Source organism: Leptolyngbya sp. PCC 6406 (genome assembly GCF_000332095.2).
Taxonomy (GTDB): Bacteria; Cyanobacteriota; Cyanobacteriia; order Phormidesmidales; family Phormidesmidaceae; genus PCC-6406.
Map to the genome: position 1 here is coordinate 5,390,570 of NZ_KI913949.1, position 18,639 is coordinate 5,409,208.

Here is an 18,639-nt window from a genome sequence, read left to right on the forward strand (position 1 = left end):
CTCACTTCCTCTGTTTCTTCCTATATGCTTAAGGATGCATATTCCCCTTAGCACATTGTAATGGCGCTGATCCATGCCATTTTGGTCGCCCTTCTAGACTGCCCCAGCAGCGGCTATGACCTAGCCAAACGTTTCGATGGCTCAGTGGGTTTTTTCTGGGATGCCAGCCATCAGCAAATTTATCGAGAACTGACCAAGCTAGAGGTCGGAGGTCACCTTGCTGGCGAAAAGATTCCCCAAGAGGGTCGCCCTAACAAGGTCATTTTTTCCGTGACCGAGAGTGGTCGCCTCCTTCTAGAAGACTGGATGGCCCAGCCCGTCCCCCTAGCTCCTGTCAAAGACGCCCTGTTAGTCAAGCTCTTTGGCGGCTACATTATGCCAACGGCAGTGATCCTGACGGATCTCCAGCAGCATCAGGCCCAGCATCGAGAACGGTTGGCGGAATACGAATCCATCGCCACCCAGTTTTTCCCTAACCCCGCAGTCCTCTCCGCCCGTGCCACCCACCAGTACCTCACCCTACGCCACGGCATTCAATACGAGCAGGGTTGGTTGACTTGGTGCGAAGAAGCGATCGCAACGTTACAGAAACTCTAGCCTCTCGGGTTCATGAGCCACGGGTACATGGGATATTTGGGATATTCAGCACTGGCCCTTGAGGTTAACCCCAACAGCCTTGACCCGGTGGTCAGGCCATCAACACAAAGACCCCTATTTACCCTGGAGACATTCTAAGGATGGCAGGAATCATTGGCCTTATTTTACTGATTGGGGGCATCGCCCTGTTTTTTGTCCAGCGCCACCAAAAACAAAAAGCCTTTAGCCTCAAGATTGCTCGCAAAGTCACCGCTGCCGAGTTGAACGATACCGCTAGCGGAGTGGCGGCGGAAATTGGCGGCGGTAGTTGGCGGGATTACGTCAAGGTGTGGGGCAAGATTCAGGTGGATGAGCCCTTGATCTCAGAGCATACCCGCCAGAAATGTGTCTACTACTGCTCCAAAGTGCTGCGGGAATACGAAGACACCACGACGGAGCGTAATTCTGAGGGGCGGCTAGAGACCAAAACCCAGCGCAAGACCGAAACCATTTCCAGCAACAAGCAATCCATTCCCTTCACCTTAGTGGATGACAGCGGCACCGTAGAGGTCAACCCCGAGTCCGCTGACATTGAAACTGTTGAAGTGATGAATGAATTCCGCCGTGAAACCAAAGGTCGTCGCAATACCCTGGGCTATCGCTATCAAGAATCTCTACTGCCCCTCAATCGCAATATTTTGGTGCTGGGAGCCGCTAGCGATCTGACGGGTCGAGTGGTGATCAGTAAACCCACCAAGGCGGACACCAAATACGTCATTTCCCTTAAGGATGAGGAGACCCTCTCGGCGGCGGTGGAGCGCAATGCCAAAATCAGCTTCTTCAGCATGGTGGCTTGTGGGATTGTTGGCATCCTGCTGGTGTTGTGGCAACTGCTGTCCTGAGGGGCCAGAGGCTAGGGTCATGGGTGGGATCCGTAGATCTTCCGAGACTTGGCAAGGGCCAGTGGGGTTTTTGTAGGATTTCTATAAAGGGATGGGGGAATACATCGGCAGTAGCGGTCTGTCGTGACTCGCCCTTGAGGCAACGATGCGAGAGATCTCAGCTTTAGGAGATGAAACTACGGACTGGGGTGCCACAGCCCCTCTCCGAATCCAGGGGCAGCAGCGTATATTTAACGAAAGTGGGTAGATAGCTTCACCTCTAGTTTCAATTCAGGTGTGCTTTCTATAAGGGTTGCGGCAAAAGGCAGTCAGGGGAATCTGTATTCATCTATAACCAGAGGAAGCATGACCATTAGCTTCTCTCTAGGGCCTAACCCTCCTCTCTGGGCCAGATTCCGAAAAGCCCATGCCTTCTGGCTGCTGCCGTCCGTTTGTTGCCAAGCCCATAATGTTAGCCTTGACTGCCCCATCTTCCCCCTCTCCCTCTGCACCCCTATTCCCTCGGGAATTAGCCCTGGATAATCTCTTAGGGGTGGCACTGTTTGATGTGAATGGCCTTCCCCGCGAATATTTCGTGACCCAGGAAAACCGGAGTACGGGTTGGGTGCAAATTGTGTTCCAGGCTCTAGGACTGCGATCGCTGTTGGCCTCCTCCTTAAAACTAGAAGGCTTCCAGCAAATTGCTGTGCACCTTAACACCAGCACCGCTGTCGTCCTGCGGCGTCGCCACGATTATATTGCTCTGCTGCTCAAAGCCCCCGCAGCGGTCCCTTTCCAGGACGATCTGACCCCCCTCAATCAATGGGTCAATACCCTAGAAGCAGACTTTTTCCAAGACCACCCCCACTTTACAGCAGCCTAAAAAGCCAGTTGGGGGGATGTCGCAGCAGCAATATGGAGAATTTGTATCAGAGTAGTATCAGACTATAAGATTTGCCGCCTCGGGACAGGCAGTACCGTCGAGACCCCCTAGGATGGAAGGCAAGGGTTAAACACCTAAGTGTGTTTCAGCCCAAGTCCTGTCTAGGATCTGAACAGCGGTCAACGTTGGCTTCGGCCAGACCCATGCCTGCTGTCCCAGGCCGAAGATGATTTTTGAGCTGGGATACTCTAAATGGGGGCAGCATTGCGTTAGGGGACGAGCCTTTGCGATTGTGGTCTGGGACTGTGGTCTAGGACTGCGGTATGTAACTAGGGCTATTCCCTACCCCAGGGCGGCACCGCCGCTCCTGCCCCAACGCTGTAACCCAACCGGGGGGAGATCGCTATGAATACCTTATCTGTGTCCCATATTTCGCCAGAAGAAGTGTCGGCCATGACCGAAAACTCCATGGCGGAACTGGCTCAACGGCTGGAACAAGATGACTACGCCGATGCCTTTGCCGGGTTACAAGACTGGCATCTGTTGAGGGCGATCGCATTCCAACGGCCTGAGCTGGCGGAAAACTACATGCATCTACTGGATTTAGAAGCCTTTGACGAGGAATAGGGATGTTCCCCACCGGGTGCTTCTGGGCCTAGGTGGGGGAATTGCAGCCTACAAATTGTGTGAAGTTGCCTCCACGCTGGCCCAGCGGGATATTTCCGTGCGGCCTCTGTTCACGGCTGCTGCTCAGCGCTTCATCACCCCCCTCACCTTGGCCACGCTCTGTCGTCACCGGGCCTATACCGATGAGGACTTTTGGCAGGCGAGTCAGGGGAGACCCCTGCATATTGAACTGGGGGAGTGGGCGGACCTGCTGGTTATTGCTCCCCTCACCGCCAATACTCTGGGCAAGCTGGTCTATGGCATGGCGGATAATTTGCTGACCAATACGGTGCTGGCTTCCACTTGCCCAGTGCTAGTGGCCCCCGCTATGAATACGGATATGTGGGAGCAAGTCTCTGTCCAGCGGAACTGGCGGCAGCTTGGCCAAGATCCCCGTTTCCATGGCCTAGACCCCGGTGCGGGGCGACTGGCCTGCGATCGCGTGGGTACTGGGCGCATGGTGGAACCGGCTGTCCTCATTGCGGCTATTGATGCTCTGTTGATGACGGGGGGACGGCGAGACCTAGCGGGCAAACAGATTCTGATCAGTACGGGCAGCACCCGTGAGTATTGGGATCCGGTACGTTTTATTGGCAACCCCGCCAGCGGCAAAATGGGGGTGGCTCTGGCCCTAGCGGCGCGCTTTCGGGGTGCCCAGGTCACCCTGGTTCATGGCCCCATGGCAGCGGCAGATTTGGCTCCTTTGAATCAGGTGCAACTGGTTCCCGTTGCCAGTGCGGCAGAGATGGAGGCGGCGTTGATCAATGCTCTACCCCTGGCGGACTGGGTGATCATGGCGGCTGCGATCGCAGATGTCAAACCCCGCCACCAAGCCACCGAGAAATTACCAAAAGCTGCCCTACCCGAAGCGTTGCCCTTGGCTCCTGTCCCCGACATTGCCGCCCGCCTCTCCCAGCTCAAGACGCCTCAACAAAAACTGATAGGCTTTGCGGCCCAAACTGGGGACATTTTGGCCCCCGCCCAGGCCAAGTTAGTTCACAAGGGCTTGGATGCGATCGTGGCAAACCCCATTGATCAGCCCCAAGGAGGCTTTGGCAGTGAGATGAACCAGGCGATGATTTTGATGCCTGGTCGGCCCCCGGTGCCTCTGCCCCTAGTGCCTAAATGGCAATTGGCTCACCAAATCTACGATGTTGTCCTCAACCATTTTATCGGGACACATCTCGGCCCCTCACCGTTCGGCTGAGCGTTCGACTGAGCTCACGCCGAAGCCCTAGCCCTCTTCCAAGGGGAAAGGGGACCGGACAATGTTGAGCTGGCGCGACAAAATGGCAAGCCTACTTCAGTCTAGAGGTACTAGGACCATCAGAAGAAGTACAGAGAAGAGTATGGAAAGTATCCTAAACCTCAGTAGGGACGCCTACGTGCATCCTCGGTTCCAGCGACTCCGCAAAGTCGGGAACATCTTTATGGAAACTTCATGTACTTAAAAGATTGAGCAAAACTTGCCCCTGAGGGCTGGGTTCCAAGGGGCTTGCTCCTAGGATAGGAACAGTCAAGTCATTAATCAGTAACGCCCGTATTATTCAGTATTACGAAGGAGCCTCTGCCACTGTGGTCAGCCTGTCTAGCCCCATTGGAATCCAGTCACACCCAGAGGGATTCATGACCGCCACCTACCAACGTCGGTTGGTCCCCCTACCCCAGACTGCCTCTCTGGGTCTCCACGCTTCGGTTTCAAGTCCCCTCAAGCGGCTGCTAGACATCGCCGGAGCCCTGGTGGGCTTGGGGATTACGGCCCTCTTGGTTATCCCCATTGCGATCGCGATTCAGATTGACAACCCTGGCCCCATCTTTTTCCGTCAGGTGCGCTGTGGTTACCGAGGACAGAGTTTCCGGATCTGGAAATTCCGCTCCATGGTGAGCAATGCGGAGCAACTTCAGCACTTAGTCTCCAATGAAGCAGAGGGTCTGATCTTTAAGAACAAGCAGGATCCCCGCGTCACCCGCGTTGGGCAGTTCCTCCGCCGCACCAGCCTGGATGAGTTTCCCCAGTTCTGGAATGTGTTGATGGGCGAGATGAGCTTGGTGGGCACCCGTCCTCCCACGGTGAAAGAGGTGATGCTGTACCAACCCCACCACTGGCAGCGCCTAGAGGTCAAGCCCGGTATCACTGGGGAATGGCAGGCACGGGGCCGCTCTGAAGTTTTGGACTTTGAAGATATTGTCAAAATGGACGTGCGCTATCAACGCCGCTGGTCTGTGGCCTACGATCTGCAACTGCTCTGGGAAACGGTGGCGGCAGTCCTAAAGCGCAAAGGCGCTTTTTAGGCACGGCGTCGATATCCCTCTGATTTGGCTAAAGGCTCTACAGTGACAGCCTTCTTGTTTCAAGAAGGCTGTTTTTTTGTGGCGATAAGTAAGTAGGGCGAACAAGAAGTAGGGCGAACAAGGGGCTTAAGCCCCTTGTCCGTACTGAACCCGAGTGAGAACCTCTATAGACAAGGTGTAAGGGGCGAGAAGCTACCCATTTGGGCCGAAGTTTAATACATTAGTTCCAGGTTCTGCCTAGGGCGTGGGGACAATTAACGAGGAAATCCTTGCGGGGTAGGCATGACCACGCCCCACCTACTGGATCAAGCTAGGGGCTGTAACCGCCCTATAACAAGGAGTCTGGCTTTGATTGTCCACAGCCCCTAGGTCGTCAGAAACCTGTCGCTTCAGTCCCTTTTCTAGGAGCCGCCCTATGCCAGTGAGCCCCAGTCAAATCCTGACGGCCCTGGACAGCAAACGTCAGGACTTCACCCGGTTCAACAGTACGATGCAGCAGGATCTCCGGCGCTATCGGCAGCTTTGGCAACAGTTGACCCAGGGGCCTGGGGAGGCGCTGGCGAATGCCCTGCCTAAGGCACGGGTGGGGGCGCGACCTCTGGAACCCTTTGCCGCCGTCCGCAAGGGAGTGGTGCCCTTTGGACGGAAATGGCCTAGCCGGGAGGACAGTTTAGACTGGGTGCGATCGCACCTTTCTGGCATCACCACCTTTGCGGTGGATGGGTCACAAATTTTCCCCAGCAAAGATGTTTCCCTCTCAGTGGCCCTGGTGCAGATCGGCTGGTTTGAAAACCCCCATACGGAATCGGGAGATTACCACAAGGATGTGCAGCTAGAGGTTTTAACCCCCCAGGATCTAAAAACCAAGGGAGTGATGGAACCTGCTGACCGCCGGGTCAATATCCGCCGCTTTGAGATGGAAACCCAGCGCCTCGTGGACTATATGGCCCAGTGCGCCCAACCCGATCGCACCCTGGTGTTCTTTGATGGCTCCCTGGTGGTCACCTTTGCCGACGCCTTTGACAAAGACAGCCAAGATGCCTACGTCAGCGCCATGGTAAAGCTGTTAGCCGCCAGCGATCGCTATCGTGTCCCCCTAGTGGGCTATGTAGATACTTCTTCTGCCCGTGATCTGATGACCCTGATTCCCCATTGCTCCGCCGCGATGGTCAGGGAACGGCCCAAAGAGGCCATCGCGGCAGTTGATACCCTCCACGATGTCCAAATGCTGTCGCCACTGATGGCCTGGGGCGATCGCACCCCCCTATTGATCTGCGATCGCGAGGGCATTTTGGACAAGTATGGCGATCTGGGGGATCAGGTCACCTTTACCTATCTCCAAACCACCCGCGATCGGCCCCCAGCTCGATTAGAATTGCCCCGCTGGCTCTGGGACGCGGGGCAATTGGAAACGGTATTGAACTGGGTACGGGCGGAAGTGATTGTGGGGGGCGGCTATCCCTACGCCATCGAAACCGCTGACCAAACAGCAGTGTTGCAAGGCCCAGATCGGCAACTGTTTTACCGCATCCTTCAGGACTGGGCCGACCGGGAAGACTTGAATCTACGTTTTTCCCGCAAGATGATTAGCAAAACTCGCCGTCGCTAGTGCTCAGGCAATTCATAAATGATTGACGGGTGACCGAACCCTTTGTGCGTCTTGCAAGCCCCTTTCATTCTGCTTCGCACGGGCATAGCCCTACATCCTTACTGTCTTCAAGTGTGGTTGTAATTTCCGACTGGACATTGATAACTGGAGTTTAGACTAAAGCCATAGAAAAAAGCGGCAGAGCAAGGCTCGGGCCGCTTTTTAGCCGAAGCTGAGAAAGTACAACCCATCTCGGCACCGGCCTATGACTTACGATAGCTTGTATGGATTCCGGCACCGCGCCCATAAGTATCTGGGCCGGGCACGCGACGCAACCTTTGAACTCGTTGATGCGGTGCTGACCAGCCGTCATCTCTCTAGCTTTGTGGAACTCTCGCAGTCCCCGCTATTTCGACGAAAGTGGCCGAGTGCTTATGAGGCCCTGCAAGATAGTCGCCCGCAACGGCAACGGCTGATGCGCCTCTATCTGGAGCAGCTCCCGAGCGATGGCCCGATTGTGCTAGCGGGAGACCATACCGGATGGCCACGGCCAGAGGCGAAACGGTTACGGGAGCGCACCCATGAGCATCAGGCCAATGGGGGCGGGAGTTTAGGTCCGGTGAGTCTAGGTCAAGGGTATAGCACCTTAGCGTGGGTTCCTGAAGCCGAAGGCAGTTGGGCGCTGCCCCTACGCCATGAGCGGATCACCAGTTGGGAGAGCCCGATTAGCTTAGCCGCCTTTCAACTCAGACAAGTGTGCCAGTCCTTACCCCATCGTCCGCTGAGCCTATGGGATAGCGAATATGGCTGTGCCAGCTTTGTGCTGAAAACAGCGGACATTAAGGCCGACAAGCTGATGCGTCTGCGCTCTAACCGCAATCTCTGGGGTGCCCCGCCCCCCTATTCAGGTCGGGGACGGCCCCGAGTTCATGGCGACTGTTTCAAGCCTAATGACCCCGCAACCTGGCCAGAGCCTAACCAAGACCTGACGGTTGTGGATCCGAAATTGGGTGCTGTGCGGGTGCGCGCTTGGCACCAGATGCATTTTCGCCAAGCCGCCCCGCATCCCATGACCCTGATTCAGGTTCAACGTCTTGGTGAGGACGGCCAGCCCCGCTCGATTCGCCCCTTGTGGTTAGTCTGGGTCGGCGACACGATGCCCGACCTTGAGCACCTCTGGCAACGCTACCTGCGACGCTTTGCCCTAGAGCACTGGTACCGATTCTTGAAGCAGCGCCTTCACTGGATGGTGCCCAAACTCGGTGAACCCAAAGCCGCCGAGCGCTGGAGCGATCTGATGCCCTTGGCCACCTGGCAACTCTGGCTCGCCCGAGACCTTGTGCAGGATGCCCCTCTGCCCTGGCAGAAAAAGCTGCCTATCCTTACCCCCGGACGGGTCGCTGATTCCATTGCCTCACTTTTAGCCCGGTTGGGCTCTCCCGCCCAGGCTCCCAAACCCCGTGGAAAGTCCCCTGGGTGGCCCAAAGGTCAAAACCGTAACCGCAAACCTCGCTATCCCACGGTCAGAAAACGCCCTAGTCGACCCAAAAAAACGTCGCAAACGGTCGCTTAGCTCTCCGATCGCCCTCAAATCGCTATTTCTTCTCTCCCTATCCTCAGGGAGAAAATTTGCCTTAGTCTAAACTCCAATGATAATAAAGACACTGGCAAAGGTGTCATTCTGCCCCGATGATCCTGATGTTGCCCCCCTCTTGCCGTGAAATGCTTGCCGCTTACCCTTGGTGCCCTACTTCGTAGAGTTCGGCACCGTATCCGTTACCCGTCCTTACGGGTCATGTTTACAGTGCCTGTCCTAGTGCAGTTAGTGGTGGCAGTGGGGCTAGTGGGGTATCTCTCCCTCCACAATGGGGAGCAGGCAATGCAGAACCTTGCTTCCCAGTTGCGGACAGAAATTTCCGCCCGTATTGAGGGAGAACTGGCCAGCTATTTTGGCGATCCCCATGCCCTGAATCGTCTCAATGCCACCGCCTTCAGCAGTGGGGATCTGGATATTCGGAACGCTGCCTACGGGGAACCTCTGCTTTCTCAGCAGATGAAAATTTATCCCAATATTGCCCTGGTCTATTGTGGTAGCGCCCGCTCAGGGGAGTTTTTTGGCGTGTTGCGATCGCCGGATACCGGAGAGCTAGAGTTTTCCTACAGTAATCGCAGCAATGACTTCTTTCGCGACTACTACACCCTGGATGTACGGGGCTATCGCCAGCACTTCATCCGCCGTGCCGAGGAACGCTACGACGCCCGTCTACGGCCCTGGTTTCGAGCCGCCATCACTGCTGAGCAGCCCGCTTGGACCGATGTCTACCTGGCCTTCACGACGGGGTTGCCTAATATCACGGCGAGCCTCCCTGTCTATGACAATCGCCAGGGCCGTCAATTGCTGGGGGTTTGTGCAGCGGATGTGGTGCTGCCAGAGGAGTTTAGAGCGTTTCTCAGCCAGTTGCATATTGGTCAGTCGGGCCATGCCTTTGTGGTGGATCGCAGGGGTAACTTGATTGCCAGTTCTACCGATGAGCCACTGTTGCTAAAGGTGGAGGGCAAGGGGCAATTTTTGCAGGCCATCAATAGTACCGATCCCCTAGTGCAACAGTCGGCGGCTTACCTCCTGGGGCAGTTTGGCCAGTTTGATCGGATTCAGCGATCTCAGCAGCTCGCCTTTCCCCTGAAGGGCCAGCGGCATTTTCTAGAGGTGCTGCCCTTTAGTGATGGCTTTGGCCTGGATTGGTTGATTGTGGTGGTGGTGCCGGAGGCAGACATCATGGGGCAAATTTACACCAATACCCGTATCACCATCTTGCTCTGTGCTATTGCCCTGGTGATTGCCCTGGGGGTGGGTATTGCCTCTACTCGACGGATGACGGAGCCTATCCTGAAGCTGAACCAGGCGGTGAAGGAAATTGCTCGGGGTAACTGGGACCAACCCCTGCCTTCGGCTCGCACCGATGAGGTGGGTCAACTGGCGCGGTCGGTGGATTCCATGGCGATGGACCTGCGGCAAAGCTTTGGTCGCCTAGAGGCTCAGAAAAATGCCTTTGCCCGATTTTTTCCACCGGAGTATTTGGCCCTCTTCCAAAAGCGGGATGTGACGGAGGTGCAGCTTGGGGACTACATCAGTCAGACCATGACGGTGATGTTTGCGGATATTCGCCAATTTACGGGGCTGGTGGAGCGCATGTCTCCTGGGGCACTGGCGGAGTTTATGAATAACTATCTCCAGAGAATTTCGCCGGAGATTCGGGGCCACCGAGGGATTGTGGTCAAGTTCATTGGTGACAGCATTATGGCGGTGTTTCCTGAAGCGGTGGAGGATGGGATTGCGGCGGCTCTGGCTCAGTTCGATCAGGTGCGGGCCTATAACACTGAGGGGATTGGGCCGGGGCATATTCCGGTGAAGATTGGGATTGGTCTGCACACGGGGCCGATGATGCTGGGCATTATCGGGGAGCCGACGCGGATGCAGGGGGATGCTCTCTCGGATACGGTGAATTTGGCAGCCCGGTTGGAGGGACTGTCGAAGGTGTATAGTGCGCCCTTGGTGATCTCGGAGGAGGTGTTTAATCAACTCTCAGATCCCCAGCGGTTTCCCCTCCGGTTTTTGGATCGGGTGATGGTGAAGGGGCGTCGAGGATCTCTGGACATCTATGAGGTGCTGGGGGCGGAGGAGCCGGATCTGCGATCGCGAAAGTTAGCCAGTCTGGAGGAGTTTGCGACGGGGGTGCAGTGCTATCGCGATCGCGACTGGACGGGGGCGCGGCACTGTTTTAACCGGGTGCTCCAGATCAACCCTGAAGATGGCGCAGCCCAAATTTATATGGATCGGCTGGAGATTTTGATGACTGAGGGGGTGCCGCCAGATTGGGATGGCGTCTGGGTCTTTAAGCAAAAGCGCTAAGGAATCCGAATCCTTATAATCTGCAATTCTTGTGGGTTAGGCATCTTGCCTGACCGTGGACAGCCGGGACGGCTATTCCACGTTATTTGATCCCTACTGCTAAGGGGGCTACCTCAGAGGTCCAGATCCCGCAGTGCAGGCAAAAGTTGGGCAAAGGCGATCCCCCGATGGCTGCACTGTTCCTTCTCGGCGGGGGCCATCTCTGCAAAGGTTTTACCCAGGGCGGGCACGTAGAAAATGGGATCGTAGCCGAAGCCGCCGCTGCCTTGGGGGGCCATCGTGATTTCCCCAGGACAGATGCCTTCGGTGTCGAGGGCGATGGTGCCATCGGGGCGGGCTAGTGCGATCGCACAGACAAATTGGGCTTGGCGGTGGGAGGTATCCCCCAGTTCCCCCAGGAGCCGTTGAATGCGAGCGCGGTCGTCCCGGCCATACCGAGCGGAATACAACCCTGGTGCTCCCCCCAGAGCATCCACAGCAAGGCCAGAGTCATCTGCGATCGCCCATTGCCCTGTCGCCATGGCCACCGTCGTCGCCTTCAGCCGCGCATTTTCCAGAAATGTTGTCCCGGTCTCCTCTACGTCAATCTCCTGGGGCTTCAGTACCAGGTTCCACCCCAGCCCCGCCAGGTGGGCATTCATTTCCTGAACCTTACCGGGATTTCCAGTGGCCACCACAACTGTGGGCATGTTCATATTTCTCGCAGAGGATTCCATCTAAATATCAAGTCCGTTTAATTAGCCACACAAGTCTATTGGGTGGTTAGTAGGGGCGAACGGCTGTTCGCCCTGTTCAAAATTGTGGGCAATTAGCCGAACACGATATAAATCAGCGCCAGGGCGCTGCAAGGGCATTATTAGGGATCAGGGAATTCCAGCGCAATCCTGGACTTGGGAACTAGCGGAGATACGTTCCCTTAGGGACTCGCAAGAAAATAAGGTACCAATTGCCACCTTGCCTATGGGTGCATTGCTGCGCGTGGGCGAAGCCGCGCCTTAGCGTTATGCACCCTACCAGTGCTCAACGGTTCCGGTACTTTATTTAGACGCACGTCCCTTAAGCCTCGCCGAGGACGATCTCAAGGGCCATGGCCCCCTCTAGATCAAAGGGAGGAATTTCCGGGATCTCGCCATCGCTGAGTCCAGTCTCCTCCAGAGCCATCAGTCGCCCGCGCCCATAGCCATCGGCAAACACCTCGTCCAATTTCCCTTTGAGGCTGGGGTTGTCTCGCAGCAAGGTGGTGATATCTTGTCGTGCTCCCCGAATACTCAGAACCCAGGACCGACTGCGGCGGGCCGGTTGATAGCGCCATTTCAGTAGATGGCAGCAGAGTCTAGCGATCTGGCTGGTCAGCGCCCGTTTTTCAGATCGGCCCAAGCTTTCCAATTCCTCCTGCACGTTAGCAGCATCCAGCTCTCCCCATCGTCCTTGCTGAATCAGGGCCGCCTGTTGCTGCACCCAGCCATAGAAATCTGTGTCGTACAGGGTCGAGTCGCGATTGCTCACTTTTGCCTATCCCCCGTCATGATCGCCTGGATCTAATTGCCCATCTAACTTTATCTAGAATAACTCTCCCCCCGCGCAGGATCCGGTACAGGGATTTAGCTGGAACACTCTAAAACTGATAGCGTGAGGGATGCAGTCGGAATCCGTGAGGCGATCGCTTGGCACCGCGTTCTAACTACCATAATCTCTTGCCCTACGTTCAGCAGCAGTGGCGCACTATTGCCTATGCCCTGCTCTGTACCCTGGTCTTCACCGCCTTTTGGCCCTTGCTGGCTTGGTTGGCGGGGCGAATGCTGTCCCTGCTGGTGCAGGGGCAGGTGGTGGCCCTGGCCCAGACAGCGGGGATCACGATGGTGGGCTTCACCATTCATAAGCTGGGACAGTACGGCCAAGACTCCCTGATGTCCAAGGCGGCACTTACCGCCACCTTCAACCTACGGGTTCAGGTCTATCGCCATCTCCAGAGCCTCAGCTTGGCCTATTTTGAGCGATCCCAGACGGGGGATTTGGCCTACCGCCTCACGGAGGATGTGGACCGCATCGGTGAGGTGATCAAACGTCTGTTTCAAGACTTCGTCCCCAGCCTGCTGCAACTGATTGTGGTGCTGGCCTACATGCTGTGGCTGAACTGGCAACTCACCATGACCACCTTTATCCTGGTGCCCGCCCTGGCCTTGCTGGTGGGTTGGTTTGGGGAGCGGATGTTGAGCTATTCTCGCCGCAGTCAAAATCTGGTGTCGGACTTGTCTTCCCAGTTGACGGAGGTTTTCAGCGGCATTCGTCTGGTGCGGGCCTTTGCCGCTGAGGACTATGCCATCCAGCGGTTTACGGAGGAGGCGGAGCGCAACCGCAAGGCTCGCTATCGGGCCGCTTGGTTGCTGGCGGTGCAGTACCCGGTGGTGGGACTGCTCTATGCCTTGATTGTGCTGATTCTATTTTTGGTGGGGAGCTGGCAGATTGCTTCGGGAAATCTGACGGGGGAAGCCTTTGGCAGCTATGTGGCGGCGGCCCTGTTGTTGATTGACCCGGTGACCCACACCACGGAAAACTACAACCTGTTTAAGGAGGCGGAAGCCTCGGTAGACCGAGTGTTTGAGCTATTTGCCATTGAGCCTGCGGTGGGGGAAGCTGTCGATGCCCAGCCCCTACCTGCTGTCACCGGCAAGGTGGAATATCGCCATGTGACCTTCCATTACACCCCAGAGGAACCTGTGCTCCAGGGGATTTCCCTCCAGGCGATGCCGGGGGAAAAGATCGCCTTGGTGGGATCTTCGGGGGCGGGTAAAACGACGTTGGTGAATCTGCTGCCTCGGTTCTACGATCCCCAGGGGGGGCAGATTTTCATTGATGGTATTGATATCCGCACGGTTACCCTCAAGAGTCTGCGTCGCCAGATTGGCATTGTGCCCCAGGAAACGACGCTGTTTTCCGGCACGATCGCGGAGAATATCGCCTTTGGCCAGAAGGATTTTGACCTGGCGGCAGTGCAGGCGGCGGCTCAGGCCGCTAATGCCCACGAGTTCATCATGCAGTTTTCCCAGGGCTACCATGCTTGGGTGGGGGAACGGGGGGTGAATCTTTCGGGGGGGCAGCGCCAGCGACTTGCGATCGCGCGGGCGGTTCTTCTCAATCCCCGAATTCTGATTCTAGATGAGGCCACATCGGCCCTGGATTCCGAGTCAGAAAATCTGGTCCAGGAGGCTCTGGAACGGCTGATGGGCGATCGCACGGCCTTCATCATTGCCCACCGTCTGGCCACGGTGCGGGGGGCGGATCGAATTCTAGTGATGGATCAAGGCTTTATTGTGGAGGCGGGTACCCATGAGGAGCTGCTGGCCAAGGGCGATCGCTATGCCTACTTCTATGACCAGCAGTTTCAAAAGTAGGGGAAGGAACGGGGCAAGTTCCCGCTGCCGGTGGTTACTGATCTACCCGCTATTGTGGTCAGTTCAGCGGCATACACAGCAAACCGTCCCGACCTGATCTTGATTGCTGTCACCAGTCAGGTGAGAACACCTTGGTGCTGTGGCTGTCTGCTGCTGGGGTGTTGTTGCCGGAACGCGCCAGTGCTCAGGAAGCCTCCGCCCCGCCCCCAATCGTTTGACCGTCCGTTTCTCCATCTGGTTCAGGGATGGATGGGGAAAATTCCACGGCTTCGTAGAGAGCCGCCATTGACCCCGCCCAGCCGACACTGGTGAGGGTGAGGGTATCCCCTTCACTGTGGGGATGCAGTACCCACAAGCCCTCGGCATTGCGGCGAAAAACCTCCGCGTGGGGCCGGGTCTGGGAAATCAGCACATATTCTTGCAAGCTATCAAGGTGGCGATAGTCAAAAAACTTATCCCCCCGGTCGAAGGCTTCGGTCCCTTCGGAAAGCACTTCAACAATCAGGCAGGGGTGGCGTTTGCAGGTGGTGTTGGCCCGATCGCGATCGTCGCACGTGACCATCACGTCGGGGTAATAATAGCGATTCAGGGTTTCAATGCACGCCTTCATGTCCAAGGCATAGGCTCGACATTTACCTGTGCGGAGGTGTCCCCGCAAGAGTGCCCAAAGGTTGAGGGCAATGGTGACATGGGCATCGGTGCCCCCGGCCATGGCATAGACTTCCCCATCCCGATATTCGTGCTTGGTGGGGCTATCGGCTTCTGCGGCGAGGTACTCCTCGGAGGAAAGGGGGGAGTGGGTGGCGGGGAGGGCAACCATGGGTTTTGAACTGGGCAATGAGGCGATAGGCCCATTGTATCGAGTGGGTGAGAGAAGGCCCCTCCCAACTGCATGGGTTGAATAAGTTGACTGGGCTCAGCAATAGTTGTTGATGTTACCCATCGCCGGAGATTGCCCCATGGCCCGCCTCGCCAAGCTGCTCGGTTTTGCCCTCTGCTCTGCCTTGCTGGTACCCGCGATGCAACTGGCGGGGGAGGCCGCTCAGAACCCAGGGCAGTTACGGGGGGTCGGGGACAGGTTCCTTAACGGTAGCGGGGCGGGTAGTCAGATCGGTCGCCAGGAACCTGTCCCCTTAGTGACCCAGAGCCCAGGGTTCTTTGGCGCGGGTGACTCGTTGCGTTTAGGAACGATACAAGAACCCTGGAATCTCGGCCCGCTGAATGGGGAAGGGCTACAGGTGGAGCCGTTACCCCTAGTGGCGGAACCGCCCCAGATTTTGGCTCAGGCGGATAGCCGCCTAAGCGAAGCGGATCGACTGCTTCAGCAAGGTATTCAACAGTACAACCAGAATCAGTTTCAAAGAGCAATTAACTCCTGGGAGCAGGCATTACAGCTATATCGTGCTGGAGGTGATCGCGCTGGGGAAGGGCGCGCCCTGGGAAATCTAGGCACTGCTTATTTGGTTTTGGGCGACTATCACCGTGCCATTGAGTTCTTTGAGCAACATTTGGCAATCTCCCAGACTATTGGCAACTGGGCTGGGGAAGGAGTTGCTCTAGGGAATTTGGGTAACGCTTATTTCAGCCTAGGAGACTATCGCCAAGCCATTAAATTCTATGAGCAAGATTTGGCGATTTCCCAGGAAATCGGCGACCGACTTGGTGAAGGTACTGCGTTGGGGAACTTAGGCATTGCTTACAACAGCCTAGGGGAGTATCGTCGTGCCATTGAATTCTATGAACGACACCTAGTGATCGCCCAGGCTGTCGGCGACCGGGCTGGGGAAGGACGGGCTCTAGGGAATTTGGGCTCTGCTTATTTAGGCATGGGGAACTATCGCCGCGCTATCGAGTTTTTTGAGCAAGACTTAGCGATTTCCCAGGAAATCGGCGACCAACTGGGAGAAGGGACTGCTCTGGGGAACCTGGGCATTGCTTACAACAGCCTGGGAAACTACCGCCGTGCCATTGAGCTTCATGAGCAGGTTCTCACTATCTTTCAAGCCATCGGTAACCGATCTGGGGAAGGAACTACCTTTGGGAATCTGGGGGCTGCTTATCGCAATCTAGGAGATTATCGCCACGCTATTGAGCTTTTTGAGCAACATCTGGTGATTTCCAGGGAAATTGGAGGCCGATCTGAAGAAGGTAGAGCCCTAGGGAATTTGGGCAGCGCTTACCTTGGGTTGGGAAAATATCGCCGCGCCATTGAGCTTTTTGAGCGACATCTGGTAATTTCCAGGGAAATTGGAGATCGGGCTGGAGAAGGGGGAGCCCTAGGGAATTTAGGCAATGCTTATTGGGGTCTTGGGAACTATCAACGAGCTATTGAGCTTTTTGAACAACACTTGGCGATCTCTCAGGCTGTCGGTAACCGTACTGGTGAAGGAAACGCCCTGAACAGTTTGGGCGTTGTTTATCTGAGCTTAGGAGACTACCACCGTGCTATTGGATTCTTTGAGCAACGGTTAATGATCTCTCAGGAAATTGGCGACCTCGCTGGAGAAGGTCGAGCCCTAGGTAACTTGGGCATTGCTTACTGGAGTTTGGGAGACTATCACTCAGCCATTGAGTTCCACACACAAAGCCTAATGATCGCCCGTAGCATTGGCAACCGAGCTGGGGAAGGCGCTGTGCTGGGAAATTTGGGTGCTGCTTATCGCGGTCTGGGAAACTATCGTCGTGCCTTTGACCTTGATGAGCAATTTCTGACAATTGCCCGTGAGATTGGAGACCGAACTGGTGAAGGAAACGCTCTGAACAATTTGGGTCTTGCTTACCTCACTCTGGAGCAGAGTGACCAAGCATTGGCTCTATATCAACGGTCCTTAGCCATTCGCCGCGAGATTGGCGATCGCGTCGGAACTGCCACCACCCTCAATAACCTCGGCAGACTCCTCAACGATCGCAACCAGCCCGAACTGGCCATCACCTTCCTCAAAGCTGCTGTCGATATCCGCGAATCCATACGCGGCGAGATCCGCCAACTAGATCGCGACCTTCAGCAAGCCTTCACCGACATCGTCGCCGCCGACTACCGCCTCCTCGCCGACCTCCTCCTCCAACAAGATCGCGTCCTCGAAGCCCAAGAAGTCCTCGACCTGCTCAAACTGCAAGAACTCGAAGACTATCAACTCCGCAACGTCCGAGGCACCGAGGAAACCCGCCAGGGCATTTCCTTCTGGCCACCCGAGCGGGAAATCCTTGATCGCTTCTACACCCACCTAGAAACCAATACCGATCCCCAAACCTTCTTCACCAGTGGAGACGTGGCGGATCGCATTGCCCAACTCCAACGCAACGCCCGCAGCCAGAACCCCAACCCCGAACAACTCGCCCGCCTGCAAGGGAACCTGCAACAGGCCGGTAACGCCGCCCTGCTTTATCCCCTCGTCCTCGACGATCGCCTCGAACTAATCCTCGTCACCACCAGCGGCATCTCCCGCCACACCGTCCCCGTTGACCGGGTAGAGCTGAACCGGGCGATCGCCGCCTTCCGTTCCGACATTGAGGATCCCTTCAGCAACTCCCTCCCCAACGCTCAGCAGTTGTACCAATGGCTGATCGCGCCCCTCGCTGACGAGATTGATGCCGCCGGAGCCGAAACCATCCTCTACGCCGCAGACGGCCAACTGCGCTACATTCCCCTCGCCGCTTTGCATGACGGTGACCAATGGCTGACCCAGCGCTACACCCTCAACCACATCACCGCCGCCTCCCTGATGGACTTCTCCCAGGCGGAGTCAGCACCCCTCAGCATCCTGGCTGGCGCTTTCCCCGCTCAAGATCTGGTGGTGGAGGTAGCGGGGGTACAACGACCGTTCAGTGGTCTGCCCTATGCCCAGGTGGAGGTGGAGAATCTCCAGGCCAACTTACCGGGCACAGTGGCGTTTTTCAGTGCGGGGTTCAACCGCCAAGCTATTGAGCCTCGGCTGGGGAACCACACCATTATTCACTTGGCAACCCACGGAACGTTCCAGTCTGGTCATCCCAATGACTCGTTCATCTTGCTGGGGGATGGCGATCGCATTACCCTGTTCGACCTGGATCAGTGGGACTTGCCCAACATCGACTTGGTGGTGTTGAGTGCCTGTGAAACGGCGGTGAGTGGACCGGAGTTGGGCACGGGGGAAGAGATTCTGGGGTTTGGCTACCAGATTCAGCGGACGGGAGCAAGAGCCGCGATCGCATCTCTCTGGGTGGTGAGTGATGGCGGTACCCAGGTGTTGATGGATGCCTTCTATGGGGCGATGCAGGTGGGCTTGCCCAAGGCGGAGGCTCTGCGTCAGGCTCAGGTCGCTTTGATTACCAATGACTTTGCGGCGGTGGGGGGCAATCGCGGCATTGAAATCTTTAGCACCGTCACGGGGCAACCCTTGGTGCCGGGGGGGACGTTGGCCCATCCCTACTACTGGGCACCGTTTATTTTGATTGGCAATGGACTCTAGGGA

The 18,639-nt window shown here is 56.4% G+C and carries 14 protein-coding genes; 11 read left to right on the plus strand and 3 right to left on the minus strand.

Annotation, left to right across the window (positions count from 1 at the left end):
* The first annotated feature begins 60 nt into the window (after window positions 1-60).
* The 9 genes from LEP6406_RS0224085 (at window position 61) to LEP6406_RS30690 (ending at window position 10,796) form a co-directional block, all read left to right on the plus strand.
* A complete protein-coding gene (locus tag LEP6406_RS0224085; RefSeq protein ID WP_008312040.1) occupies window positions 61-597 on the plus strand; it encodes a PadR family transcriptional regulator in 537 nt (178 codons plus the stop codon).
* Window positions 598-737: 140 nt separating this feature from the next.
* Window positions 738-1,478: an E3 ubiquitin ligase family protein gene (locus LEP6406_RS0224090; RefSeq protein ID WP_008312042.1), complete on the plus strand. Its 741-nt coding sequence runs from the start codon at window positions 738-740 to the stop codon at window positions 1,476-1,478.
* Between the two features lie 448 nt (window positions 1,479-1,926).
* A complete protein-coding gene (locus LEP6406_RS0224095) occupies window positions 1,927-2,340 on the plus strand; it encodes a hypothetical protein (RefSeq protein ID WP_008312043.1) in 414 nt (137 codons plus the stop codon).
* Between the two features lie 405 nt (window positions 2,341-2,745).
* Window positions 2,746-2,967, plus strand: coding sequence for a protein IsiD (locus LEP6406_RS0224100; protein WP_008312044.1), 222 nt, complete (start codon window positions 2,746-2,748; stop codon window positions 2,965-2,967).
* 16 nt (window positions 2,968-2,983) lie between these two features.
* The gene (gene coaBC, locus LEP6406_RS29540) at window positions 2,984-4,213 is read left to right on the plus strand and encodes a bifunctional phosphopantothenoylcysteine decarboxylase/phosphopantothenate--cysteine ligase CoaBC (RefSeq protein ID WP_317133875.1); all 1,230 of its coding nucleotides are present in this window, start codon (window positions 2,984-2,986) and stop codon (window positions 4,211-4,213) included.
* A 419-nt stretch (window positions 4,214-4,632) separates the two neighbouring features.
* A complete protein-coding gene (locus LEP6406_RS0224110; RefSeq protein WP_008312047.1) occupies window positions 4,633-5,298 on the plus strand; it encodes a sugar transferase in 666 nt (221 codons plus the stop codon).
* Window positions 5,299-5,713: 415 nt separating this feature from the next.
* Complete coding sequence (locus LEP6406_RS0224115) at window positions 5,714-6,907, plus strand: DNA double-strand break repair nuclease NurA (RefSeq protein WP_008312049.1); 1,194 nt, start codon at window positions 5,714-5,716, stop codon at window positions 6,905-6,907.
* A gap of 244 nt (window positions 6,908-7,151) precedes the next feature.
* Window positions 7,152-8,459, plus strand: coding sequence for an NF041680 family putative transposase (locus LEP6406_RS0224120; protein WP_008311722.1), 1,308 nt, complete (start codon window positions 7,152-7,154; stop codon window positions 8,457-8,459).
* 222 nt (window positions 8,460-8,681) lie between these two features.
* Window positions 8,682-10,796, plus strand: coding sequence for a cache domain-containing protein (locus LEP6406_RS30690; protein ID WP_008308204.1), 2,115 nt, complete (start codon window positions 8,682-8,684; stop codon window positions 10,794-10,796).
* Window positions 10,797-10,909: 113 nt separating this feature from the next.
* Here LEP6406_RS30690 and rdgB read toward each other — a convergent pair whose 3' ends face one another.
* Both rdgB and LEP6406_RS0224135 read right to left on the minus strand, forming a co-directional pair.
* A complete protein-coding gene (gene rdgB, locus LEP6406_RS0224130; RefSeq protein WP_317133864.1) occupies window positions 10,910-11,491 on the minus strand; it encodes an RdgB/HAM1 family non-canonical purine NTP pyrophosphatase in 582 nt (193 codons plus the stop codon).
* A gap of 361 nt (window positions 11,492-11,852) precedes the next feature.
* Window positions 11,853-12,302 (minus strand): DUF29 domain-containing protein, encoded by a 450-nt coding sequence (locus LEP6406_RS0224135; RefSeq protein ID WP_008308200.1) that lies wholly within the window; start codon window positions 12,300-12,302, stop codon window positions 11,853-11,855.
* 158 nt (window positions 12,303-12,460) lie between these two features.
* Here LEP6406_RS0224135 and LEP6406_RS0224140 point away from each other — a divergent pair, with 158 nt between their 5' ends.
* Window positions 12,461-14,188 carry an ABC transporter ATP-binding protein gene (locus LEP6406_RS0224140; RefSeq protein WP_008308198.1) on the plus strand — a complete coding sequence of 576 codons (1,728 nt, stop codon included), beginning with the start codon at window positions 12,461-12,463 and terminating at the stop codon, window positions 14,186-14,188.
* A 184-nt stretch (window positions 14,189-14,372) separates the two neighbouring features.
* Here LEP6406_RS0224140 and LEP6406_RS0224145 read toward each other — a convergent pair whose 3' ends face one another.
* A complete protein-coding gene (locus tag LEP6406_RS0224145; protein ID WP_008308196.1) occupies window positions 14,373-15,008 on the minus strand; it encodes a Uma2 family endonuclease in 636 nt (211 codons plus the stop codon).
* Window positions 15,009-15,120: 112 nt separating this feature from the next.
* Between LEP6406_RS0224145 and LEP6406_RS29550 the strand changes: the two genes are divergently transcribed.
* Window positions 15,121-18,636, plus strand: coding sequence for a CHAT domain-containing protein (locus LEP6406_RS29550; RefSeq protein ID WP_051463844.1), 3,516 nt, complete (start codon window positions 15,121-15,123; stop codon window positions 18,634-18,636).
* The last annotated feature ends 3 nt before the right edge of the window (window positions 18,637-18,639 follow it).